The 23,333-nt window shown below is 67.5% G+C and carries 22 protein-coding genes and 2 pseudogenes; 12 read left to right on the top strand and 12 right to left on the bottom strand.

The annotated features are described in order from the left end of the window. From ACFQEU_RS02645 to fen, 4 genes and pseudogenes are all read right to left on the bottom strand, one after another. Positions 1-357 (bottom strand): annotated as a pseudogene (locus ACFQEU_RS02645) (2-phospho-L-lactate guanylyltransferase); the annotation flags it as partial. A gap of 8 nt (positions 358-365) precedes the next feature. Next, positions 366-1,544 (bottom strand): tubulin/FtsZ family protein, encoded by a 1,179-nt coding sequence (locus tag ACFQEU_RS02640; protein WP_379779026.1) that lies wholly within the window; start codon positions 1,542-1,544, stop codon positions 366-368. 280 nt (positions 1,545-1,824) lie between these two features. Continuing rightward, positions 1,825-2,721 carry a complex I NDUFA9 subunit family protein gene (locus tag ACFQEU_RS02635; RefSeq protein ID WP_379779024.1) on the bottom strand — a complete coding sequence of 299 codons (897 nt, stop codon included), beginning with the start codon at positions 2,719-2,721 and terminating at the stop codon, positions 1,825-1,827. 84 nt (positions 2,722-2,805) lie between these two features. Further along, positions 2,806-3,783, bottom strand: a complete 978-nt coding sequence (gene fen, locus ACFQEU_RS02630) for a flap endonuclease-1 (protein WP_379779022.1) — start codon at positions 3,781-3,783, stop codon at positions 2,806-2,808. Between the two features lie 180 nt (positions 3,784-3,963). Here fen and fer point away from each other — a divergent pair, with 180 nt between their 5' ends. The 5 genes from fer to ACFQEU_RS02605 all read left to right on the top strand — a co-directional run bounded on the left by fer (position 3,964) and on the right by ACFQEU_RS02605 (position 9,785). Further along, a complete protein-coding gene (gene fer, locus ACFQEU_RS02625; RefSeq protein WP_379779020.1) occupies positions 3,964-4,626 on the top strand; it encodes a ferredoxin Fer in 663 nt (220 codons plus the stop codon). Positions 4,627-4,690: 64 nt separating this feature from the next. Next, positions 4,691-6,214, top strand: a complete 1,524-nt coding sequence (locus tag ACFQEU_RS02620; protein WP_379779018.1) for an outer membrane protein assembly factor BamB family protein — start codon at positions 4,691-4,693, stop codon at positions 6,212-6,214. A gap of 118 nt (positions 6,215-6,332) precedes the next feature. Beyond that, positions 6,333-7,070 (top strand): DNA methyltransferase, encoded by a 738-nt coding sequence (locus ACFQEU_RS02615; RefSeq protein ID WP_379779016.1) that lies wholly within the window; start codon positions 6,333-6,335, stop codon positions 7,068-7,070. 96 nt (positions 7,071-7,166) lie between these two features. Next, positions 7,167-8,873, top strand: coding sequence for an aldehyde ferredoxin oxidoreductase family protein (locus ACFQEU_RS02610; protein ID WP_379779014.1), 1,707 nt, complete (start codon positions 7,167-7,169; stop codon positions 8,871-8,873). A gap of 99 nt (positions 8,874-8,972) precedes the next feature. Beyond that, positions 8,973-9,785 (top strand): hypothetical protein, encoded by an 813-nt coding sequence (locus ACFQEU_RS02605; RefSeq protein ID WP_379779012.1) that lies wholly within the window; start codon positions 8,973-8,975, stop codon positions 9,783-9,785. Here the strand turns inward: ACFQEU_RS02605 and ACFQEU_RS02600 are convergent. Both ACFQEU_RS02600 and ACFQEU_RS02595 read right to left on the bottom strand, forming a co-directional pair. Next, positions 9,782-11,368 (bottom strand): PAS domain-containing sensor histidine kinase, encoded by a 1,587-nt coding sequence (locus tag ACFQEU_RS02600; protein WP_379779010.1) that lies wholly within the window; start codon positions 11,366-11,368, stop codon positions 9,782-9,784. The genes ACFQEU_RS02605 and ACFQEU_RS02600 overlap by 4 nt on opposite strands. A 2-nt stretch (positions 11,369-11,370) precedes the next feature. Continuing rightward, positions 11,371-12,066, bottom strand: a complete 696-nt coding sequence (locus ACFQEU_RS02595) for a DUF5806 family protein (protein WP_379779008.1) — start codon at positions 12,064-12,066, stop codon at positions 11,371-11,373. A gap of 84 nt (positions 12,067-12,150) precedes the next feature. Between ACFQEU_RS02595 and ACFQEU_RS02590 the strand changes: the two genes are divergently transcribed. The 4 genes from ACFQEU_RS02590 to ACFQEU_RS02575 all read left to right on the top strand — a co-directional run bounded on the left by ACFQEU_RS02590 (position 12,151) and on the right by ACFQEU_RS02575 (position 14,854). Continuing rightward, positions 12,151-12,519 carry a universal stress protein gene (locus ACFQEU_RS02590; RefSeq protein WP_379779006.1) on the top strand — a complete coding sequence of 123 codons (369 nt, stop codon included), beginning with the start codon at positions 12,151-12,153 and terminating at the stop codon, positions 12,517-12,519. After that, positions 12,516-13,055, top strand: coding sequence for a GNAT family N-acetyltransferase (locus ACFQEU_RS02585; protein WP_379779004.1), 540 nt, complete (start codon positions 12,516-12,518; stop codon positions 13,053-13,055). Before ACFQEU_RS02590 ends, ACFQEU_RS02585 begins: the two co-directional genes overlap by 4 nt. A gap of 185 nt (positions 13,056-13,240) precedes the next feature. Then, entirely contained in the window at positions 13,241-13,852 is a 612-nt protein-coding gene (locus tag ACFQEU_RS02580) for an adenylate kinase (RefSeq protein WP_379779002.1), read from the top strand. Positions 13,853-13,942: 90 nt separating this feature from the next. Beyond that, on the top strand, positions 13,943-14,854 hold the full coding sequence (locus tag ACFQEU_RS02575; RefSeq protein ID WP_379779000.1) for a DUF106 domain-containing protein: 912 nt from the start codon (positions 13,943-13,945) through the stop codon (positions 14,852-14,854). A 263-nt stretch (positions 14,855-15,117) separates the two neighbouring features. Here the strand turns inward: ACFQEU_RS02575 and ACFQEU_RS02570 are convergent, their stop codons facing one another. The 4 genes from ACFQEU_RS02570 to ACFQEU_RS02555 form a co-directional block, all read right to left on the bottom strand. Next, a complete protein-coding gene (locus tag ACFQEU_RS02570) occupies positions 15,118-16,380 on the bottom strand; it encodes a DHH family phosphoesterase (RefSeq protein WP_379778998.1) in 1,263 nt (420 codons plus the stop codon). A 113-nt stretch (positions 16,381-16,493) separates the two neighbouring features. Then, the gene (locus ACFQEU_RS02565; protein ID WP_379778996.1) at positions 16,494-17,486 is read right to left on the bottom strand and encodes an HpcH/HpaI aldolase/citrate lyase family protein; all 993 of its coding nucleotides are present in this window, start codon (positions 17,484-17,486) and stop codon (positions 16,494-16,496) included. Continuing rightward, complete coding sequence (locus tag ACFQEU_RS02560; RefSeq protein WP_379778994.1) at positions 17,486-18,535, bottom strand: isocitrate lyase/PEP mutase family protein; 1,050 nt, start codon at positions 18,533-18,535, stop codon at positions 17,486-17,488. Before ACFQEU_RS02560 ends, ACFQEU_RS02565 begins: the two co-directional genes overlap by 1 nt. 106 nt (positions 18,536-18,641) lie before the next feature. Then, the gene (locus ACFQEU_RS02555) at positions 18,642-19,082 is read right to left on the bottom strand and encodes a hypothetical protein (RefSeq protein WP_379778991.1); all 441 of its coding nucleotides are present in this window, start codon (positions 19,080-19,082) and stop codon (positions 18,642-18,644) included. Between the two features lie 166 nt (positions 19,083-19,248). Between ACFQEU_RS02555 and thiL the strand changes: the two genes are divergently transcribed. Further along, complete coding sequence (thiL, locus tag ACFQEU_RS02550; RefSeq protein ID WP_379778988.1) at positions 19,249-20,190, top strand: thiamine-phosphate kinase; 942 nt, start codon at positions 19,249-19,251, stop codon at positions 20,188-20,190. A gap of 75 nt (positions 20,191-20,265) precedes the next feature. Here thiL and ACFQEU_RS02545 read toward each other — a convergent pair whose 3' ends face one another. Together ACFQEU_RS02545 and ACFQEU_RS02540 are read right to left on the bottom strand one after the other, a co-directional pair. Next, on the bottom strand, positions 20,266-21,162 hold the full coding sequence (locus ACFQEU_RS02545; protein ID WP_379778985.1) for a PspA/IM30 family protein: 897 nt from the start codon (positions 21,160-21,162) through the stop codon (positions 20,266-20,268). Positions 21,163-21,284: 122 nt separating this feature from the next. Next, positions 21,285-22,025, bottom strand: a complete 741-nt coding sequence (locus ACFQEU_RS02540) for a hypothetical protein (RefSeq protein ID WP_379778983.1) — start codon at positions 22,023-22,025, stop codon at positions 21,285-21,287. Between the two features lie 147 nt (positions 22,026-22,172). On the opposite strand from ACFQEU_RS02540, the gene ACFQEU_RS02535 reads away from it, so the two are divergent. Further along, the gene (locus tag ACFQEU_RS02535; protein ID WP_379778980.1) at positions 22,173-23,144 is read left to right on the top strand and encodes a sugar phosphate isomerase/epimerase family protein; all 972 of its coding nucleotides are present in this window, start codon (positions 22,173-22,175) and stop codon (positions 23,142-23,144) included. A 5-nt stretch (positions 23,145-23,149) separates the two neighbouring features. After that, positions 23,150-23,333: pseudogene (locus ACFQEU_RS02530) on the top strand (Gfo/Idh/MocA family protein); the annotation flags it as partial.

Here is a 23,333-nt window from a genome sequence, read left to right as displayed (position 1 = left end):
GTCCGCCATCACCACCGCGACCGGCTCCGATCCGGTCGGTTCGTGCCGGTCGAGCGCGTCGTTCACTGCCGTGGTCAGCGGCCGGGCGTCGACGGTGACGGGAACGTCGGCGGGGAGGGGACCGTTGGCGGGCGCGTCGGCCTCGACGTGTCTGTCGGCCTCGACGTATGTATCGACTTCGATGGGGGGGTCGATGTCGGCGGTCGCTAGAAGGCGTGGGTGGCCACCGGCGTCGATCACCGCACGGAGGACGTCCGCGAGCATCGAGCGCGCGAACGACTCGCGTTCTCCCGGGGAGAACACGTCGGAAAGGCGGGTTTTCGGGCGGTCGGTGGAGAACGGGACCAAGACCTCCATCCGGCCGATCAGAAGAGGGACTCGAGCTCGTCGCCGTCGTCGCTGACGAGGTCGTCGAGGTTGTCCTCGCTCTCCTCGCGGATCTCGTCGAGGTTGTCCTGTGCCTCGATGGCGACCTGCTGGAGCTCCTTGATCCGGGGGACGTTGGTGACCCCCGCGAGCAGGATCACGGTCGCGACGAACCCGGCACCGCGGTACGGGTAGTCGCCGCCCCGGACTTCCATCGAACCGGTCTGCTCTTCGAGCCACTTGCGGCCGCGCTCGATACCCTTCCGGTTGAGGTACTCCGGCGGGCCGGCGAGCACGAGCAGCGCCCGCTCCGCGCCCTCGATCTCACACGGGAGCGTGAGCCGACCGAGCGCCGCCTTGCGGACGAGGCTGGTGATCCGGTTGGTCGTGTGTGCGCTGTCGAGCTCGTCGCCGCCGTCGTCGTTTCGGAGCCGCGAGAGCAGGCCGCCGGACGTTCGCTCCTCGACTTCCTCCTCCGCGTAACCGACCGTGGAGACGCCGCCGCCGGAGAGGGTGTTGATGATCTCCGAGGAGTCGACGACGCTCTCCGCGACCTCCTGGCCCTGTTGGATCTCGCCGGCACCGAAGAGGATGCCGAACCGGCGGACGATCTCCTCGTTGATCTCCTCGTAGCCGCCCTGGACGGACTCGCCCGTCTTCCGCCAGGCGTCGTTGTCGAACACCATCAGGTTGTCTACCTCCCGGACGAACGTCTGGAACGAGCGGGCGGCGTTCAGCGTGTAAATACCCCCCTCGTCGCTTCCGGGGAGCACACCCAAGCCGTAGACGGGCTCGGTGTAGATCCGCTTGAGGTGTTTCGCCAACACCGGCGCGCCGCCGGAGCCGGTCCCGCCGCCGAGTCCGGCGACGACGAGGAACGCGTCGACCTCGTGAACTGGGATCGAGTCGATCGCTCCCTGCACTTCGTCGATGTCTTCCTCCGCGATCTCCGCGCCGAGCTCGTTGTCGGCACCGACCCCGTGTCCCTTGACACGAGACTGTCCGATGAGCACCCGCTGGTTCTCCGGAATGTGTTCGAGCCCCATTAGGTCCGCCTTCGCCGTGTTCACGGCCGCGGCCGCACGGACGATCTCCGAGCCCGTCCGTTTGTCGTACTCCAGGAACTTGTCGACGACTTTCCCACCCGCCTGTCCGAATCCGATCATTGCCAGTTTCATCGTGAAATCCCTTGGTCTCTGAAATGAGGAGAGTGCAATCTCGAATAAAAGGCTTCTGGTGACGTTACCAGACCTGAGATCCACACGATCCCTGTTTTGTGGGTTCCCCCCGCCTCTTCCTGCGGTTTTCGTTTCTGCCGGCCGCCGAAAGCCGGACTGATACTCCTGTTGACACGTTCGGGATCGGCCGGTCCGATCTGCCCCGTCGTATTCGTCCGGTCACCGGTCGATGTCGTCGCAGCTGTGTCACCGGTCCGTGCGGTCGCCAACCGTGTCGTGATCATTCGAGACCCAGGTACCCCGCGAGCGTGGTCATCTCCGACGGTTCGACCCCGAACGTGGAGGCGTCGTTGTCGGCGGTCGTGTTGTCGAATTTCAGCGATCGGTACTGGTCGGAGCCCATCGGGAACCCGGGGACGGCCCCCAGCACGCCCAGCCCCAGCCTCGCCAGCGGCATCGGCAACGGGACGATCGTCACGCCCTTCCGCTCGGCCTCGTAGACGAGCGTCGTCACCTCTCGGAGCGTCAGGGTGTCGGGGCCGCCGACTTCGTACGTCTCACTCACGTGGTCGTCCGATTCCACGGCGGCAACGAGCATCGGGACGAGGTCCCCCACGTGGATCGGCTGGAAGCGGGTCTTCCCGCCGCCGGGAAGCGGATACAGCGGAACGAGCGGGGCGAACAGCTTCTTCAGTCGTTTCGTGAACGAGACGAACTCGCCACCCTCGCCGAAGACGACGGACGGGCGGAATATCGTCCAGTCGAGGTCGCTCCCCGTCACCAGCTCTTCGGCTTGCCCTTTCGCACGGATGTACGCCGTGTCGCCGTCCGGGTCGGCCCCGAGCGCGCTCATCTGGATGAACCGGTCCGCGCCGGCGTCCTCGGCGGCGCGGACGAGGTTCTCCGTCCCGCCCCGATGGATCCGGTCGTGCATGACGTTGCCGCCGTCGGGCTCGAACAGCGGCGAGAGCGCGACGAGGTTCACCACGGCGTCGTGGCCGTCGACGGCCGGTGCGATCGAGTCGTACGCGGTGACGTCGCCAACGGCCGAGTCGACCCCCTCCGGTGTCTCCGACGGCGACCGGGACAACGCGGTTACCTCGTGTCCCCCGTCGGCAAGCGCCCGACAGAGGTGCGACCCGATAAATCCGGTTCCCCCGGCTACCAACACTTTCATGCCCACGGATTTACGCGGAATCACCGTAAACCTACCGTGGCGTCAGACGAGCCGATGACAACTGCTCGTTTTCTCCGGGGCGCGTCACGTCCAGCGGTCGAGCCCCGTCTGCACCTGTGATTCCCGGATGCGTTCGAAGCCGCGATCGACCTCTCCGGGGTCGACACCCCACTCGTCGACCACGTAACGCCGGGCCGCGTCCACGTCCGGGTCGATCGACGCGTCGAAGGCGGCGTCCGTCGCCGGTGGGTCGACGAAGAGCTCGCGAACCGCCGCGGCGTTCGGGATGGTGGCGTCGCGTGCCTCGAGCACGCCCCACAGGTCGCCGTGCTCCTTGATCGCCGTCACGGCGGTTTTCGGGCCGATCCCGTGGATCCCCTCGTTGAAGTCGGTGCCACAGAGCATGGCGACGTCGATCAGCCCCTGACGGTCGAGCTCGAGCGCCGCGAGCGTCGCCGACAGATCCATCAGCTCCGGGTTCCCCTTGCTGGTCAGCTGTCTGAGCGTCGTCGGCGCGCCGAACAGCAGCGTGTCGTAATCCTCGCTGCCGGCGTGGTCGACGCTCCCGGTCGCCGCCATGTGTGCACACTGCGCTTCTCCCTCCGCGGGCGCCTCGATCACCGGCACGTCGAGCAGGTCGAACAGCTCGCGGGTCGTCTCCTGTATCGTGTCGGTGAGTCGTTGGGTCCGTGCGGCGAGTCGGGCGGCCTCCACGGCGTCGCCGCGCTCCTCGGCGGCCGCCTGCCGCGTTTCGGCCCGCTCGCGCTTCTCGCGTCGCTCGGCGACCTCGTCGGCTTTGAGCTCGGTCAGCTCCCCGTCGAACACCATCACCGGGATCAGGTCGTGTTCGAAGAACTTCGGTACCCCCTGGACGACCCCGATCAGGTTCGCCACTTCCGTCCCGTCCGCGGTCGTGTACGCCTCGTCGCTCGTCCACTTCACCGTCGTCGTCAGGTACCGATACAACCAGTTGTGTGCGTCGACGGCGACGACGCTCCCCTCCAGTTCGTCGAAGGCGACCTCCCGGATCGAGGCGAGGTCACGGAGATCCGCGTTTCCCATTACTCGTCCGATCGGGGCCGCGGGTATTAAACGGTCGAGACCCGCGCGCCCGGGCCCGTCCGCATGGCTCCCCGTCCACCCTGCGAGCTCGAACACCGGTACTGGCATCGGGGCGGACACCGGCGGTATCGACGCCTTGTCGACGGTTTATGTGTCCGCCACGGCTAGGGGCGAACGGACATGGTGTCGCCGTTCGACGTGTTGGGGATCGACGACGACGCCGACGAGGACGCGGTCAGGCGGGCGTACCGTGACCGGGTGAAGGAAGCGCACCCCGACCGCGGCGGCAGCGTGGAGGAGTTCCAGCTCGTCAGGCGCGCGTATCGGGCGCTCACGGAGGAGGGAGCCGACATCGGGAAAGACGGCGACGGGAGCGACCTGTCGGACGTGGACTTGACGGCCGACGAGACCGCGGGTGCCGGGCCGACGCGCGTGGAGTATCTGGATTACGAGGTCATCGTCGACCGCGGATGGTCGATCGACGACGAGGACCTGTTCGGGAAGGCGGCGGACGCGGACCTCCCAGACGTCGACTACGGTCGGCTCCTCGTCGAACCCGACGAGAGCCTGCTCGAAGCCGCCGAGAACCGCGGGTTCGCGTGGCCGTTCTCGTGTCGTGGGGGCGCGTGTGCGAACTGCGCCGTCTACCTCGTCGAGGGTGAGCTCTCCCAGCCGGCCAACATCATCCTCTCCGAGGCGCAGTCCGACCGCGGCTTCCGGCTCTCGTGTAACGGCTACCCCCTCTCCGACGAGCTGCGGGTCGTGTTCAACGTCAAACATCTCCCCGAGCTCGACGAGCTCCGACTCCCGCCGGGGCCGTTTCGGCGGGCGCACTCGGACTGAGGTGGACAACGTTTTCCGTCACCGAGGCGTTTAATCGTCACGCATACAACGTATCGTCTAACTAATGAATTCGGGATCCGTGTCGCGACGGGACTTGCTCCGGCTCACAGCAGGGGTCGGTGCGAGCAGTGTGGCGTTGTCGGCGGGCGGGACACTGACCGCGACGGCAGGATCGACGGGCGTCGACGAGTTCTCGTGGCCGACCCTACTCGGCGGGGAGCAGCGCACGGGGACGGCGACGCTCGACCCGATCACGTCGGTCGCGGAAACCGCCTACTCGCTCGGCGGAACCGACCGGATTAGCGCGCCGGTCGTCGACGACGGCACGGTGTACGCCGGCAGCGACGACGCGCTCGTCGCCACCGATCTCGTCTCCGGGACGGGCGTGTGGTCCTACCGGGCGGACGACGCGTTCATCGCGTCGCCGGCGGTCGGTCCCGACTCGGTCGTCGGCGTGACGACGGACGGGGCCGTCGTTTCGGTGGATCGAGACGACGGCGAGGAACGGTGGTCGCTCGGCGTGAGCGGTCAGCCGGGGGCTCCGATCGTCGACGACGGCACGGTGTACGTCGCCGACTCGGAGGGAACGGTGTACGCGTTCGAGGCGTCGACCGGCGAGTTGACGTGGTCGGCGTCCTTGGAGGCCCGGTTCAGTACGAACGGGAGCAACGCACCGGGCCTCATGCTTCCGACCGTCGCCGTCGGCGACGACGCCCTCTACGTCAACGTGCCCAACAGACAGGTTCCCCCCTCACGGCTCGTTGCACTCTCGTTCGACGGGGAAGTCGAGTGGGAGTACGCGATCGACGCCGGCGTGTTGTCCCCGCCTGCGGTGACCGATCAAGGGATCGTCGTGAAGGCCGACCGCCACCTGCGACTGGTCTCCGCGACGGGCGGGGTCGAGCGGTGGGCCACCGAGTTGCGAGTGGATGCGAATCACCCGTTGGCCGTCGGAAACGGGCGTATCGCGCTTCTCGACGACGGGCTCGACGACCCCGTGCGGTGTGCCGTGTACGACCTCGACTCCGGGGAGCTCGCGTGGGAGTACACGATCGAGGGAGGGCGACGAACTGGCGGCGCGACCATCGTCGACGACGTCGTGTACGTCGTCGCGAGCACCGGGTCCAGAACCGGTCGGTTCGTCGCGCTCGGGCTCAACGACGGGCTCGAACGGTTCTCGCTCGACATCGATGCGCCGGATATCGCGTACGGCCCGGTTCCGGTCCCGAACGGGCTGTTCGTCCCCGACGGGACCGCCTCTCGGCTGGTCGTGTCCGAGGCGTTTGAGGACGAGTCAGGTTCGGCCGACGCGGACGGGGGGTCGGATTCCACCAGCAGTGACGACGACGGCGGAACGGGGGGCGACGACGACGGTACTGCCGGCGATACGGACGGAACCGACGGGACCGAAGACGGCGGGACCGGAGACGACGGGACCGGAGACGACGGGACTACCGGCGACGACGAGAGCGGCTGGGGGCTCCCCTCGTTGTCGGTCGTCGAGAGCATCGTCGTGATCGTCACGACGCTCGCGAGCGCGGCGTACGGCGCGATCCGCGTCGCGGCCCGATCGGCGACGGACGACTGAGAGAAGCCGGGGTGCGGTCGACGGCGGACGACCAAGTGGAATGGGAAGCCGATCGATCACGGGCGTGTTCGACGACGGACCGTGAGAGTGTTCCGTGTCGGGGTCGTTCGGCGAGTCGATGACTGACGACGGTTCCCCGACCGGGATGTCCTACTCGTTGTGCGATATGACGGAGTGGGAGGGCGTCGAGGCTGACCTCGCGATCACCGACCCGCCGTTCGGGCTGGAGTTCGACGGGAAGGCGAGCAACTACAACCGCGACGAGTCGCGCGTCGTCGATGGCTACGTCGAGTGGGACGCCGAGGAGTACGCCGCGAAGATCGACACCTTGCTCGACGTGCTCGCGCGGAACACGGCCGACGACGGGCAGGCGATCGTGTTCTCCGGTCGGGACAACAGCCATCAGGTGCACCGGACGGTCCTCGATCACGACGACTGGCGGCTGGAGGGGAAGCTCTACTGGGCGTACAACTTCGCGCCGTACTGTAAGAAACGCCCCGCACACAACGTGTACGAGCTGTTCTGGATGGTGAAGGGTGACGAGTGGTACTACACCAACGAGTGCGAGTACGACCACTGTCAGGAGGGGGAAGCCAACCTCTCTACGCTCGATATCAAACGCAACTACCTGACCGAGATGCCGAAGTACCCGACCCGGCTGCCGCCGAAGGTGGTGAAGGTGTTGCTCGACCACTTCTCCGAGCCGGGGGATACGGTGTTCGACCCGCTCGCCGGCGCGGGCGTCGTCGGGATCGCGGCCGCCCAGCGCGACCGGACGGCCGTGATGGGGGACCTGAACGCCAACGCCCGCGAGGTGTTCGAGGAGACGGTCGAGGCGCTCGGCGCTGTCGAGTAGGCGAGACCGACGCGGTTCGCCCCGCTCCGCGCTGTCGGGACCGCAAGGGACGCGGGCACCCGGAGGTTTATCGCCGTTCCGGTAAAGGGTAGTCCCATGCGACACGCACAGGGGCCGCTTCTCACGATCGACCTGACGGATCGGACGGTGTCGACCGAGCCGGTCGACGACCGACTCGCCGAGTACATCGGCGGTCGGGGACTCAACACCCGCCTCGCGTACGACCGGATCCCGTTCGATGTCGACCCCCTCGGGCCGGAGAACCGGCTGTTCCTCTCGACGGGACCGATGCAGTACTCGCGGACTTCTTACACCGGCCGAATGGCGGCGACGACGGTTTCCCCGCTCACGAACGGGCTCCTGTCGTCGAACGCGGGCGGGTTCCTCTCGCGGAACTTCACCGGCGCGGGCTACGGGGCCGTCGAGCTCGTCGGCGAGAGCGACGAGCTCCTCGCGGTCCACGTCCGCGAGGCGGACGGCGACGGCGACCCGGGCGTCGAGTTCGAGGCGGTTCCGGAGCTGCGGGAGGCGACGGTCCCCGCCGTCTCCGACCGGTTCGCCGAGAGCCACGGGCTGGAGGCGGAACACGTCGCGTGTATCGGTCCCGCCGGCGAGAACGGGGTCCGGTTCGCGTCCGTGATGGTCTCCGACAGCCGGGCGTTCGGCCGCGGCGGGTTGGGGGCCGTCTTCGGCGCGAAAAACCTCAAGGCGATCACCTTCGACGGCGACGCCGCGAGCGATGTCGACATCGAGTGGCCGGACGACGCCGGTGACGTCCACCGCGAGGCCGCCACCTCCGATTCGATCATGAAACGGCAGGGGACTTCGAGCGTCACGGAGCTCGCCAACGAAGTCGACGCGCTCCCGTCCTACTACTTCTCCGAGACTTCCTTCGAGGGAGCGTCGGGTATCTCCGGCGATCGCGTCGAGGAGAAGAAGTACCGCAAGGGGACGTGCTCGCAGTGTGCGTTCGCCTGTAAGCTCCCGACCCGGGACGAGGACCGCGGGATCGAGACGGAGGGGCCGGAGTTCGAGACCGTGATGGCGTTCGGGAGCAACGCCGGCGTCGACGACATCGTCGACGTGATGCAGGCCAACGAGCTGTGTGACACCCTCGGGATGGACACGATCTCCTGTGGCGACGTCGTCTCGATGTTCTTGGAGTCCGAAGACGAGTTCGGCAACGCCGAGCTGGTCCACTCGCTCGTCGAGCAGATCGCCTACCGGGAGGGTGTCGGAGACAAGCTCGCCGAGGGTGTTCACCGCGCACACGAGGAGTTCGGCGCGGCGGACTGGACGGTAAAGGGAATGCCGTTCTCCGGTCACGACGGCCGCACGCTCAACGGACAGGGGCTCGGCTTCGCGACCGCGAACCGCGGCGCGGACCACATGTACGGCGAGTTCTACCCGTACGAGTACCCGCTCGTCGGGAAGGACGAAGCGCTCGATCCGAGCGGGCTGGAGGGGAAACCGCCGAAGCTCGTCGCGAAGGAGAACCGGAACGCCGTGCTCGACTCGGCGGTGGTGTGTAAGTTCTCGCGGGGCACGGTCACCGACGGTCGGCTCGCCGCGCTGCTCGACGCCGACTACGAGGACCTGCTCGCGCTCGGCGGGCGGATCGTCGAGCTGGAGCGCGCGTTCAACAACGCTCGCGGGTTCGACCGGACCGACGACACGCTCCCCTACGATATCGAGGGATTCGAGGAGGCGTTATCGGCGTACTACGAGATCCGTGGCTGGAACGACGACGGCACCGTCCCCGGCTACGACGAGGGGCGGGTCGCCGGGGTCGCCGACGACTGATCCGCTCGTCGCTCGCGTCCGGACCGAGCGGGACGGGTAACGAAAACGGCTCTTTGTGTCTTCCCCGTTCTTATGCTCGCCTCGCGCAAGCGTCCACGCATGGACAGACGCGGGTTCCTCGCGAGGTCGGTCAGGGCTGCCGTCGGGGTCGGCAGCGTCGCCGGCGTCGTCGCCGGGAGCGGTTGCGTCGAGCGGATCGGTGCCGGGAGCCCGTCCCTTGCGGAACGCGACCCGCCGGATCGCCCGGCGTCGCTCACGGAGTCGTCGGTCGTGGAGTACGTGGCGGCCGTCGAGGAGGTCCGAACGCACAACGAACACGTTCGGAAGGGTGCCACGGAGCTGGACCTGACGACGACTGCGACGTTCGACTACGAGGCCGGCGACGGCTACCACGTTACGGCACAGCACGCCGGGACGGTCTCTCACGAACGGAACGGCGAGCGGTCGGTCGGCGAGCTGTACTCGCGACCCGTCCCGTACCGCGTAACTCCCGAGGAGACGATCCGGTTGTCGGTGGAACGCGATCGAATCGAGGGGGATGGCCCCGACGACGGAAGCGTCGACGCCCCGCTCGGTGTCCGCCTCTGTAACGCCCTCGACCGCCCCCGCGAGGTGACACTGGAGGTCGTCCGACACGAGACGGCCGACGGCGAGACGGCGGCGCTGCTCGACGGAGTATCGGTGATCGATCGCGAACGGACGGTCGGGGCCCGTGAGGCGATCGAGCTGCGCGGGATCGCGGCGACGCCCGGAACGTATCGTGTCATCGCCCACGTCTCGGAGAACGGGGTGACCGGACAGGGCCGGATCGATATCGAACTCCCGGGCGTCGACCGCGGGTCGAACGTCGACGTCCTCTCCACGCCGGACGGGCTATCGACGCGCGCGCTTCCGCCGTTCGACCCGATCTAGTCGCTGTCGTCGCCGTCATCACCGTCGTCGTCGCCGTCATCGCTACCAGTGTCGCCGTCGACGCGGATCCCGCCCACGTCGTGGAAACGGAAGCGCGCACCCCCGTCCTCGCCGTCGGTTACATCGACGCGCCAGCCGTGGGCATCGGCGATCTCGGCGACGATCTTCAGTCCGAAGCCAGTGCCGTCGTCGTCGGTCGTTACGCCCGCCTCGAACACTTCCTCGCGACGATCCGGATCGATCCCCTCCCCGTCGTCCTCGACGTAGAACCCGTCACCGTCCGGAAGCGTGCCAACGGTGACGACGACGTCGTCGCCGACGTGTCTGAGCGCGTTCGCCAGCAGGTTCTCGAACAGCTGGGCGAGCCGGCTACGGTCCGCCGGGACGATCACGTCGTCGGCGACCCGAAGCCGGTCATCGGCCATCCCAACGGTCGTCGCGACCTCCGCGACGAGCGTCGCTATGCAGACCGGCTCGACGTCGTCGACGACGTTACCCTGTCGCGCCAGCGTTAGCAGGTCGGCGATGATCGCCTCCATCCGGTCGAGCGCCGTCGCCACCGTCTCCAGCGTCTCGTCGTCCGCGGCGGTTTCGCGGGCGATGTCGAGGTGTCCGGCCGCGACGTTGAGCGGTGTGCGCAGGTCGTGTGAGACGAGGCTCGCGAACTCCTCGAGCCGGTCGCGCTCACGGGAGACATCGGCCTCGCGTGCGCGAAGCTGCCGCTCGCGCTCGATCCGTACGAACACCATGGTGACGCTGGCTGCCCACAAGCGCGCGACCGTCCGATCGGACGGGTCGAGCGCGTCCCGCGCCGTCGCGCCGATATTCAGGACGCCGTACCGCCCCAGCGGGAGGATCAACTCGCTCCGGATCGGCGTGTCGGGGTTGTGGCGGTCCGAGTCCTCGTGGGTGTCCGGCACGTACCGTGGCTCGCCGGTCTCGAACGCCTCCCACGAGAGGCTGTCCGCCGATGCGGCGTACGTCGGGTGGTCCCCGATCAGCTCGTCGGAGGCGTCGGTCCACGCGACCGGTTCGAGGGCGTCCCGGTCTTCGTCGTAGAGCCAGATCGCGGCGATAGCGAGGCCGAGCACGTCGTCAATGTACTCGATGGCCGCCTCCGCAGCGGCCTCGCGATCCGTCGTCTTCAACAGCTCCTGTGTCGCGCCATGGAGCGCCGCGAGCGTCTCGGTCCGGCGGTGAAGCTCCGCGGTCCGTGCCCGCTCGCGGCTGAAATCGACCGCCGTCGCGACCACCGCGACGTCGTCGTCGCGGTCGACCGGCGTGAGTCCGACCCGGACTGGGACCCCCGTTCCTTCCGTCCCGCGGCGACGGGCGTGGAGGTCCGGGCCGTCGGTGATCGACACCGCGGTCGGGTTGGCGAGGTACGCCTCCCAGCGGAATCCCGTCGACGCGTCCGGTTCGACGAGCAACTCGTCGACCGATCGTCCCACGACCGCCTCGCTCGGTTCGCCGAACACGGACTCGACGTGACCGTTGCCGGCGCGCACCGTGCCGGACGAGTCGATGACGAGCGCCGCGTCGGAGATAGCATCGAGGAGGCCGTCCCCATCGTTTGAGGCCACGGTCACTCCTCCGTCGGCTCATGGACGTGTCCACACTCCGGGCAGCGCACTTCCTCGCCGCGGAGGTCGGCCGACGACTCACGTACCTCCCGCATCACCGCCGAGATCCGGTCTTCCGCCTCCAGCTCGTCGGCGACAGCGAGGTCGACGCCCTCGACTTCGAGGAGGAACTTCGCGATCTCCGTCACCTCGTACATCATCTCGTCTAAGTCCTCCGCGGTGAAGAAGCCGGACATCGCACCGTAGAGGAACGTCGCCCCCGACTTGGTCACCTTCTCCTCGAAAGAGTACCGGGCCTGGTTGACCGCCTGTGGCGTGTACGTGTCGGTCATAAAGGGGACGAGCTCGGGGAGGTTCTCGCCGATCTTCGTCATCTCGACGCCCGTTTCCGTGCGGAAGTCGGCACACAAGCGCGCGATCGCCCACTCTCGGGCCGTGATGTAAGTGCGGTCGCGCAGGAACTCGTTGACGCGCTCGTATCGCGCCCCGTCCATCTTCTTGAACCGTTCGTACTTCCGGACGTCTGGCGGGAGCTCCTCGGTTTCTGACGGTCCGTCGGCGGTGTCGTTGACCTCGTCGCTCCCGGCGGTGCTCCCGCCCGTTCCATGCGGGGCGTCCTCGGCCTCCTCGGTGTCATCCGGTCCAGTCGGATCGTCGCTGCCCGGGACGTCCGTGGGAGGACCGGAGGAGTCGTTCATGTTCAGCCCCATTCGTCGTGTGAATAAAAGGGTTGTCCGTGCGGTCGCCGAACGCTTTTCTCCCCGGGCCGTGAGGGGCGCTATATGAAGGTGCTCTGTGGGATCGGCGGCAGCGACGACTCGTTTCGCGCGCTCGACCGAACGGTCGAGCGCGCGGCGGTCGCGGACGACGACCTCACCATCGCAGTCGTCGAGAATCCGGACTCGTCGACGGACCCGGCGGATGTGATCGACCGGGCCGAGGAGGCGGTCGCCGACGCCGGGATCGAGGCGGAGGTTCGGCACGTCGACGGGGATCCCGGCAGTCGGCTGGTCGAGATCGCCGAGCGCGAGGCGTTCGACGAGATCGTACTCGGTGGCGGCCACACCAGTCCGATGGGGAAGATCACGATCGGGCCGATCGCGGAGTTCGTCCTGCTGAACGCCAAGACGTCGGTCACGCTGGTCAGATGAGCGATCGACGGTATCCGGAAGCGGTCACCGAGGGGTTCCCGACGCCGCCGGTCACCTTCGCCGACCGGGAGGAGCGGGAGATCGAGGTGCGCGCGTACGACGGGTCCGTGGACGCCTACGAGGCGCTCGTTTCGATGTACGACTCCTTCGATCCAGCCGACCGCGCGCAGGGGATCCCGCCCGGCGGCGAGTCGCGGATCCGCGAGTGGCTCGACGCGATCCTCGACGACGATTGTCTCAACGTGATCGCCTGGTGTGGTGAGGACGCCGCCGGCCACGCGACGCTCGTCCCCGACGACGACGCCTACGAGCTCGCGATCTTCGTCCATCAGACGTACCAGCGCGCCGGAATCGGCACCCACCTCATTCGAGTGTTGCTCGGACACGGACAGGCGGCGGGCATCGAGAAGGTGTGGCTCACTGTGGAGCGGTGGAACCGCGCGGCCGTCGGCTTGTACGAGAAGATCGGCTTCGAGACCTCCAACGCCGAGAGCTTCGAGCTGGAGATGGCGCTCCGGTTGAACGACGGGGAGTGAAAGCCGATCGCCCCGAGTTGGCTTCCCCGCTTCGATCGCCCCGAGTTGGCTGCCTCGCTCCGATCGACCCGACTCGGCAGCTCCGTTTCGTCTCCTCTCTCCGTCCGGTTCCGTCCGTTCGGATCCCCCGGCAGTCCGCGGCGCGTATCTTCAAGGCTTTACGTGCGGCGGGCGAGCGCTCGAATATGAGTCACCGTATCCTTCTGTTGGGTGCACCCGGCGCGGGCAAAGGAACACAGAGCAAGAAGCTGGCCGAGGAGTACGAGGTCGACCACGTCACGACCGGCGACGCGCTTCGCGCGAACAAGGACATGGAGACCGAGTTCGGGACCCCTCGATCGTTCATGGAGGCGGGCGAGCTCGTCCCCGACCCGGTCGTCAACGAGATCGTCGAGGCCGCACTGTCGGACGCGGACGGCTTCGTGCTCGACGGGTATCCCCGGAACCTCGAACAGGCTGAGTTCCTCTCGGATATCACCGACCTCGACGCCGTCGTCTTCCTCGACGTCGACGAGGAGGAGCTGGTGAGCCGGCTCACCGGCCGGCGGATGGACCCCGAGACCGGCGACATCTACCACGTCGAGTACGACTGGCCCGACGACGAGACGATCCAGGAGCGGCTGGTCCAACGCGAGGACGACGAAGAGGAGACCGTCCGCGAGCGGCTCCGGGTGTATCGCGAGAACACGGAGCCCGTCATCGAGCACTTCCGCGAGCGGGGCGACCTCGTCGAGGTCGACGGCGAGGCGTCCCCCGAGGACGTGTTCGACCGGATAACCGACGTTGTCGAGACGTAATCGGTCGCTTCGCCGTGTTCAGGACCGACTCGACAGGTCCGAGCGGCGATCCTACAAGGTTCTTAACCGTCCGAGTCCAAACGGGTCGTAATGAGCAAGGTCGAACGGCGGGTCCGTGCGCTCGTCCGCGAGGACGGCGAGATGCGGGACGCCCTCGAAGTCGTCCTCGATCGTGCCGAGGACGACGAGGTGAAGTGGGTCGACGTCCGCGACGAGATAACGAGCGGCCAGTGGGGCCGACTCATCGAGAAGGAGGTCCTCGTCGACGGCGAGACCGGGTTCGCGATCGCGGACCGTGACGGGATCGAGGAGGGGCTCGAGGAGGACGACGACCTCACGAGCGGCGGCGACTTCGAGACGCCGGAGACCACCTCGTGGACGAAGTGGGACAAGCTGGCGCTGGTCGCGACGCTCGGCGCGTTCGTCGGGTACGCGGTCGCCCCGGTTCGCGACGTGATCGCCGGCGCGATCGACCTCGTGTTCGGGCCGCTGATGGGGATCGTCCCGTTTTACGTCGTTATCATGGTCCTCGCGCTCGCGACCGGCCTGTACTCGACGCTGCTGCGGGCCGGCCTGATGGACATGGAGAAGATGAGCGTGTATCAGGACCGGATGAAGGACATCCAAGAGCGACGAAAGGAGGCGAAAGAGCGTGACGACGACGAGGCGCTCGACGCGATCCAAGAGGAGCAGATGGAGGCGATGGGCGACCAGCTCGGGATGTTCAAAGAGCAGTTCCGCCCGATGGTGTGGATCATGTTCCTCACCATCCCCGCGTTCCTCTGGATGTTCTGGGTGGTCGGATACCGCGGCGCAGAGGCTGCATACCCGGCGATCGCGGCACAGGAACTCGTCGTTCCGTTCGCCGGGACGGTCACCTGGGACACGGGGATCATCGGGCCGATCCAGATGTGGATCGTCTGGTACTTCTTCTGCTCGATGGCGTTCACGCAGCTGGTCCAGAAGAGCCTGAACATCAGCATGTCACCGACGTCGTCGTAAGGTCCCGGTTCTCTCGCAGCGGTTTCTATTTATAAGGACACATGCTTGGATCGGGTACCCGCAGCGCCCCCCGTCATCCGTGCGACGCGTAGCGATCCACGCCGTCCGTTCCGACCGTGGAACCGCGGCCACTCTACCGACCTTGGAGAATTGATTGATACGCAATCCACAGCGCCGCGATGGCGGTTTATAAAACGTCCGCGACGAACGCGACGACGGCTTATAAGGAGTTGCCGATTACTCGACGACGTGTCAGCAACCGCTCACTGATCGTCGTCGGCGACCGCGTCCCCGTCGTCCGCGACGTCGGCGGCGACCGCCTCGAATGCCGCCAGTATCACGCGCTTACAGGCCTGTCCCTCGGTCGTCCAGTGTTGGGCGTAATCCAGCATGTCGTCGTAGATGTCCGGCTTACAGCCGGCCGCCTGCGGGTGACCGCCGCCGTTCACCATGCCGGCGACCTCGTGTGCGTGCTGGAACCCGTCCGATCCGCGGATCGAGGCGGAGCCGGCGGGCTTGACGATCACGGCGGCGTCGGCACCCTCCTCGCGGAGTCGCTCTGCCACCTCGTTCTGTGAGCATCGCCCGTACGTGACGGCGACGGTCCACTCACCGACCTCGTGGGTCACGGCATGCTCGACCGCTAGGTCGATCCGCGCCCGTTTCTCCTCCCGGCGGGAGGCGACGTACTCGAGGACGGTGTCGGGGAGGTCGGCCCCGTACGCGCCGATCACGGCCGCGTACTCCTCGCTGGCGGCCCAGTAGGAGTAATCGGCGAGGTCGTCGGACCGCGGGTCCTCCTTGATCCAGAGGTCGTGGTCGCGGGTGACCGTCGCCAGCTCGGACCACCGATCGTCGAAGTCGTACGGGAGCGAGCGGAGCGCCACGTCGGCGGTACACTCCTCGTCGGACTCGCCGACCGTGAGGTCGACGCCGGCCTCGCGCACGGCCGCAGCCACCGACTCGTCCCACTGATGGTGGTCGAACCAGCGGATCGACGCGGTCGACGCCGCGAGCGACTCGAGCTGATCGGCGATCGGCTCGAACTCGTCCGGACAGAGGTCACAGACGTACAGGTCGATCCCGTCGTCGGCGTACGCGACGACCCGTTCGAGCGCGGTGTCGAGCGAGTACGGTCCCGCCGACACCAGCCCGACCGGTGACTGCGTGTGTGCGTCCGCCGTCGGGTCGTCCCCGCTCGGGTCCTCCTCGTCGCCGGACGCTCCGTCATCGGTCGTGCCGTCGTCCGTCACGTCGTCGTCCGCTTCCAGCCGATCCGCGATCGCGGCCTCGACCGTCTCAACGTCGAGCGCGGCGTCTCGGGTCTCGCGGATCATTGCGGCGCAGGCGAGCCCGTCGGCGTCGCCGTCGGCGACCACGACCGCCTCGCTGCCCTCGATCGCCTCGCGTGCGCGCCGCTCGGCCCGCTCGTCGTCCAGCGAGTCCGGATAAAAGAAGCCCGTGCCGGGGAGTCGGGTGTACCGTGACCGCGGCCGCCCGGTCTCATCGATGAGGTCGTCGTCCATACCGGGGACGCGGGCGGGAGCGGGAAAACTCCGCCGCTCTCGGGCGGCGGTCTCCCGCCGGATGCTCCCCGACTTGCAGAGTGACCCCGAGCCCGTGAGGGGTCTTCGACGACCTACAGTATCCCGGCGCGCTCCGCGCGGGCGACGATGCCGCGCGCCATCTTGTCGGTCGCTTCGTCGACCATCTCGCCGTCGACGCTCACGGCCCCGCGGCCCTCGGCTTTCGCCTCCGCGTAGGCGTCGACGATCCGTCGGGCTTTCTCGGCCTCCTCACGCGAGGGAGCGAACGTCTCGTTGGCGGGGCCGATCTGGCTCGGATGGATCGCCCACTTACCGTCACAGCCGAGCTGGCTCGCCCACCGACAGGAGTCGCGGAACCCCTCGGTGTCCTCGATCTCGGCGTACGGACCGTCGATCACCTGCAGCCCCTGTGCCTTCGCGGCGTGGGCGATGCGGGCCAGCTGGTAGTGCCAGTAGTGGCCGGGGTACCCGCCTCCGGAACCGATCGTGAGCCCGGCCGCACCGACGTTCGCGGTGTAATCGCCGGGACCGAACACGAGCGATTCGAGCCGGTCCGACGCGCGGGCGATGTCGGCGACTTTCGTCATGGCTTCCGGCGATTCGATCTGTGCCTGAAGGCCGATGTCGCCGATCGGGAGGCCGGAGTTCCGTTCCACCTGCGTCAGCAGGTTGTCGACGGTGGCGACCGTCTCGGGGTTGTTCGCCATCGGCACCATGATCGTATCGAGGTACTCGCCGGCCTGGCCGACGACCTCGATCACGTCGTCGTAGAACCACCGGGTATCGACGCCGTTCATCCGGTAGCACGGGCGGGTGTCGGACCAGTCGTACTCGATCAATCCCTCGATCACGTTCTCGCGTGCGTCGATCTTCTCCGAGGGGGCGACGGAGTCCTCCAGATCGAGGAAGGCCTCGTCGGCCCCGGAGTCCGGCGCACGCGCGATCATCTCCGGGTCGGACCCCGGCGTCGCGAGCTGGCTCCGACGGAGCGTCACCGCTGTCGGGTCGGATTCGGGAGACTCGTTCGTCGTCTCGGTGTCCGCCTCCTCGCTCGTTGGCTCGGTCTCGGCGGATCCGCCGGACATCAGTCGTCCCCCCCGGCGGAGCCGTCCGCGGTGATCGGGTCGCTCTCGTCCTCGGTGAAGCCTGCCGACTCCTCCTGGCGCTTCTTGGCCTCGGGATCGAACTCGGCTTCGGTCTCCTGGTACCGCGGGACGAAGGAGAGCTCGTGGTGGCTCTCTGTCTCGTGGCCGATGTAGCGCTCTTCGAGGTCGAACTGCGCTTGCTCGTCGTTCTCGGCGATGGCGGCGAAGTCCTCGTACGCCGCGTGCGCCCCGGAGTGGAGCCCGTACAGCGTGATGAAGATGTACTGGTAGCCCAGGTCGCCGAGCTCCTCGAACGTCAGCGGGTCGTCCTGTGCGCCCCACTCGAACGAGGAGGAGTAGTTGAACGCCAGATCCAGGTCCGGGTGCGTCTCGTGGATCGTCTCCGCGTATTCGATCGCGTCCTCGCGGGACGGGTCGGGCATCTCGGGCCAGACGAGGTCGACGCCGGCGTCGGCGTAGATCCGCCCGCGTTCGAGGTGTTCCTCCCAGTCGCCGTTGGCCGACCCGTAGGCGTCGGTTCGCGCGATGATCACCGTGTCCTCGCTCTGTTTGGCGTCGACCGCGGCCTCGAACCGGGATCGGGCCTGCTCGCGGGAAACGATCTGTTTGCCGGCGATGTGGCCACAGCGTTTCGGCGAGGTCTGGTCCTCGATGTGGACGGCGGCCACGCCGGCCTTCTCGTACTCGCGGACCGCACGGCGGACGTTGTGGACGCCGCCGTAGCCGGTGTCGCAGTCGGCGATGATCGGCAGGTTCGTCGCCTCGACCATGCGTTTGGCGTTCTCGACCATCTCGGTCATCGTGACCATCTCTAGGTCGGGGAAGCCGAACTGGCCGAGCACCGTCGAGTAGCCGCTCATGTACGCGGCGTCCAGCCCGGCCATCTCCGCAAGGCGGGCGTCGAGCGCGTGGTAGATCCCGGGTGCGAACGTGTACTCCTGCTCGTCGAAGCGCTCGCGGAGCTGCCTGCCTGCCGGGTTGTCGATATCTCTGGTATACACGTCGTCGTCGAGTTCGTTGGGATACATCGAAGTCACTCCGTCTTCGTATCGTCGCGGCGGTCGCTCGCGCTGGGCGTGAACGTCGTCGGGTCGGGTCGCGGCCCGTCACCGGTTCCCGCCATCGGAACGGCCGTCATCGGGCCCCCCCGTCGGTTGCCGCACGACGGGTCGGGCGAAGGTCGGGAACCAGCGGCGCGTCCTGCTCCTCCGTCGTCGGCGGGCGCGTCGGACGCTGCGCTTTTTCGAAGGTGGTCGCTAGAGGGTCGTTCGTGGCGTCCGTGGCCGCCGGGAACATCGGGACGATGGGCGCACCGGCTTCCTCGGTGATCGGCGTGCGGCCGGGGATCGGTCGTGGAGAACTGTCGGTCGATGGTCGATCCGTTTCGGATCGGCCGGTCCCGTCGGGCGTCGTACCCTCAGGCGTCGTGTCGTCAGTTTGCTGTCGGTTCGTCGTGTCCGCGTTCGTGGTGTCTTCAGGTGTCATCCGGTGTGGGTGGTTGTGGCGGTCGTCTGGTGATCGAACGATCCGTGGGTCGTGTTGCTGCGTGTCCGCGTACGGGTACTGACATTGCACTCGGTGCGTCGGGAACACCGGTAATAAACATAATGATTGATAATGATAATATTAGTTAATGTCTTAAGCGTCTTTATATGGTCTACGTCAACGAGACACACGGACTGCCACGCGACGACCGATCGGACCTACCCATATAAATCGGTCCGCATCCGTACGACCACGTGTGAACGAGCGCGACGCCCTCCGACGGCTCGCGGCGGACTTGCCACACGCGGGCGACGACGCGGCCGTCGTCGGCGACACCGTCATCACGACGGACATGCTCCACGAGCGGACCGACTTTCCACCGGGAACGGCACGGTACACCGCAGGATGGCGGTCGGTCGGCGCGTCGCTCTCCGACGTGGCGGCGATGGGTGCCGAGGCGATCGCGGCGGTCGCCGTCTACGCCGACGACGCGTTCGACCCGACCGAGCTCGACGAGTTCGTCGCCGGCGCGGTCGACGTCTGTGAGTCGGTCGACGCCGAGTACGTTGGCGGCGATCTCGACACCCACACGGAGTTCACCACGGCGACGACCGCGATCGGGTCCGTCACGGACGCGGGTCCGGTGTTCCGCTCCGGCGCGGAGCCCGGGGATGCCCTCTGTGTCACCGGCCGGCTAGGCCGGTCGGCAGCGGCCCTCCGGCTGTTCGACCGCGAAACCGACGCGGCCGTCGAACGCGCGAACGAGCTGTTCCGGTTCACGCCGCGGGTCGCGGACGGCCGAGCGCTCGCCGCTGACGCGACGGCAATGATGGACTCCTCCGACGGACTCGCACGGTCACTTCACCAGCTCGCGGAAGCAAGCGATGTCGGCTTCAGCGTCGACCGCGACGCCCTCCCGGTCCATCCGGCGGTCGCCGAGACGAGCGGGGAGACGACCGACGCGAGTGGTGAGAGCCCAGTCGGCGGATCGGGCGACGAGGCGACCGATCGGTTCGAGATGGCCGTCCACTTCGGCGAGGACTTCGAGCTCGTGTGTACGGTCCCGCCGGCGGCAGTCGACCGGCTGCGGGACGCCTGCCCGGCGGGACTCACGCGGGTGGGAACCGTTACGGAACCGGAAGCCGGCGTCACCGCCGACGGCGACCCGCTCCCCGACCGGGGATACACTCACGGCTAACCGGATCGGTGCGTCGTCGCGGCGACGGGCGGCGGAAAACCGGTCGGTTCGTCGGCCCGGAGGGAGGTATCCGGGTCAGTTCCGCGGTTCGTCGGCGTCCACTTCCGACTCTTCCAGCTCCACGTCCGCCTCGACGCCCGTTTCGACGTCGATCTCCTCGTCGAGGTCGGCTTCGAGATCGGACTCGTCGAGGTCGGCCTGGAGGTCGTCGAGCTCCGCGTCGATCTCCTCGTCGGTCGCGGACTCCCCGTTCGCGTCCTCGGCGGGGGCCTCGGCCTTCCCGAGCTCGCCTTTCAGCGTCTCCAGCTCCGCGTCGACCTCGCTGTTGGTGGTGAGCCCGTCGAGCTCGCGGTCGATGTCGTCTTTGTCCGAGAGCGCGTCCTCGAACGCGCCGCTGTCCTGAAGCTCGTCCATCGCCTCGGCCCGTGCCTCCATCTCCTCGGTGCGTTCTTCGGCCCGTTCGATGGAGCGGCTCACGTCCTCCATCTCGTCGCCGACGCCCGTCATCGCCTCGCTGACGCGCGAAGAGGCTTCGGCGGCCTCGTAGCGGGCCTTCATCGTCTCCTTCTTCGTTCGGAACTCCTCGATCCGGTTCTGCAGCTCGTTCTTCTTGTCGACGAGCTGCTCTTGAGTGTTGTTGAGCTCCGCTATCTGGCCTTCCAGCTCCTCGATCTGGCTCATCTTCGATTTCTTCTTTTCGAGAGCCTTGCGTGCAAGGTCGTCACGGTCCTGCTGGACGGCCTCGCGGGCCTGCCGGTTGTGCTTCTCGACGTTCTCCTCGAGCTTGCGTTTTTGGATCTCCAGACGCTTCTTCTGGGTCGTGAGGTCCGCGATCCCCTGTTTGACGTCTTGGAGCTCGTCACGCATCTGTTCGTACGAGTAATCGAGCGTCTCCGTGGGGTCCTCCGCCCGATTGAGGAGGGCGTTCACCTTCGAGCGGATGACGTAGGAGGCGCGCGAGAGGATTCCCATACGTGTCATACACGCTCCACCCGTTAAAACCTCATGTGGTTCGGTTGCCGGAATCGGCCGGACCGCCGGTCCGATCCGACCGTGATCGGTCGTCGGACGATCGACACCCGGAGCGTCTCCGACTACCGGTCGTCCCGTTCGGGGCGTCCGGCGTCGTCTCCTCTCGGCTCGTCGACGTCATCGCCTCTCGGCTCGTCGGCGTCGTCCATCGCGTTGTCTGGCCCCTCCGTCATATTGTCTGGGCCCTCCGTCATACTGTCGGCGTCGTCACCGACCCGCTCGTCCGCGTCGTCACCGTCCGCTCCCGACACCACACCGTCGTCGTCGTGGGCGCCGTCTTCGCGGATGCGGTCATCGCCGTCGTCGTCGGTCTCCGCGTCGTCCCCACCGATCGGCTCGTTGGTTCCGGTGCGGTCGTCGATCACGCCGGAGCCACGGTCGTCGTCCGTCGCCGAACCGTCGGCGTCGGCCGCGGACGCGTACGGGTCCGAGGCGTCCGCTCCGGTACCGACACCGCCGGCCGAGCCTGGAGCATTGACGAGCGCTTCCGGGATCACCTCCCGATCGACCTCCTCGACGACCGCGTTCCCGTGCGTTCGAAAGAGGAGTGTCGTCCTGCCCACACGGCGCACGGCGATCCCGATAATCACGCCGACGCCGGCAACGACGAAGTTGTACTCGGCTCCGAGCGCGCGCTCCAACGCGAGCTCCGGCTGGGCCGTCACCCCGGCGACCGCGTCAAGGAGCGGCGTCAACACCCCGACCCACAGCGCGGCGAACGCGATGACGAACCCGATAAGGGTCGGAACGACGGCTACCGCGTGGTACTTCAGCGCCTCCGTGAGTGCCTCCCCGAATCGCATGGCCGAATCGTTCCGCGTAGTTACATAAAAATCCCGGTACGTGTTCATGTTGCAGGTGGTCCACAAGAGGATCCGGGGGCCCAACACGCTGGCAAGACCCCCGCCGTATCCTGAACACTTATTCGGGGGCTGTGAGGATACGTCGATATGGACATCGGCGTACTCACCGTCCCGCTGGGGGACCAGTCGATCGAGGAGGCGTTCGCGTACCTCTCGGGTCTCGGCGTCGACGCCGTCGAGCTCGGTGTCGGCGGCTGGCCCGGACAGGGCCATCTCGACCGTGGCGACTACCTCGACGACGAGCGGGCCCAGGCGGAACTCGACGAACTGCTAGCGGAGCACGACCTCCGTATCTCCGCGCTAGCGACACACAACAACCCGCTCCACCCGGACGAGGAGCGGGCCGACAAGGCCGACCGCGAGCTCCGGGAGGCCGTCGAACTGGCCGACCAGCTCGGCGTCGACACGGTCACCTGTTTCTCCGGGTTGCCGGCGGGCGCGCCGGGCGACACGACGCCGAACTGGGTCACCGCGCCGTGGCCGACCGAGCACGCGGACGCGCTCGACTACCAGTGGGACGAGGTCGCGATCCCGTACTGGCGCGAGCTCGCCGCCCACGCCGACGACCACGGCGTCGATCTCGCGATCGAGATGCACCCGAACATGCTCGTGTACGAGCCGACCGGACTGCTCGCCCTGCGCGAGGCCACGAACGAGCGCGTCGGCACGAACTTCGACCCGTCACACCTCTACTGGCAGGGGATCGACGTCACCGAGGCGATCCGCTTCCTGGGCGAGCACGACGCGATCCACCACGTCCACGCGAAGGACACGAAGGTGTACGAGTCGAACGCGCGGGTCAAGGGCGTACTCGACACGACAGGGTACACCGAGGAGGCCGACCGCTCGTGGCTGTTCCGTTCGATCGGCTACGGCCACGGCGAGGGACACTGGAAGGACGTCGTCTCCACCCTCCGGATGGTCGGGTACGAGGGGGCGCTCTCGATCGAACACGAGGACTCGCTCACCTCCTCGCGCGAGGGGTTGGAGAAGGCGGTCGACCTGCTCTCCCGGGCCGTCTTCGAGACCGAACCGGGCGACGCCTACTGGGCGGAGTGATCCCGATGACTGACACACCACTGCGGGTCGGCGTGCTGGGGTACCGGTTCATGGGCAAGGCCCACTCGAACGCGCTGGCACGGCTCCCGATGTTCTTCCCGGACGCGCCCGACGTCGAGCGGCACACGCTCGTCGGCCGCGACGAGGCGGCCCTCGCGGACGCCGCGGACCGGTTCGGCTTCACCCACA

The sequence above is a fragment of the Halorubrum tibetense genome (genome assembly GCF_042661865.1).
GTDB classification, from domain to species: Archaea; Halobacteriota; Halobacteria; order Halobacteriales; family Haloferacaceae; genus Halorubrum; species Halorubrum tibetense.
This window is presented reverse-complemented; position numbering and strand designations above follow the sequence as displayed.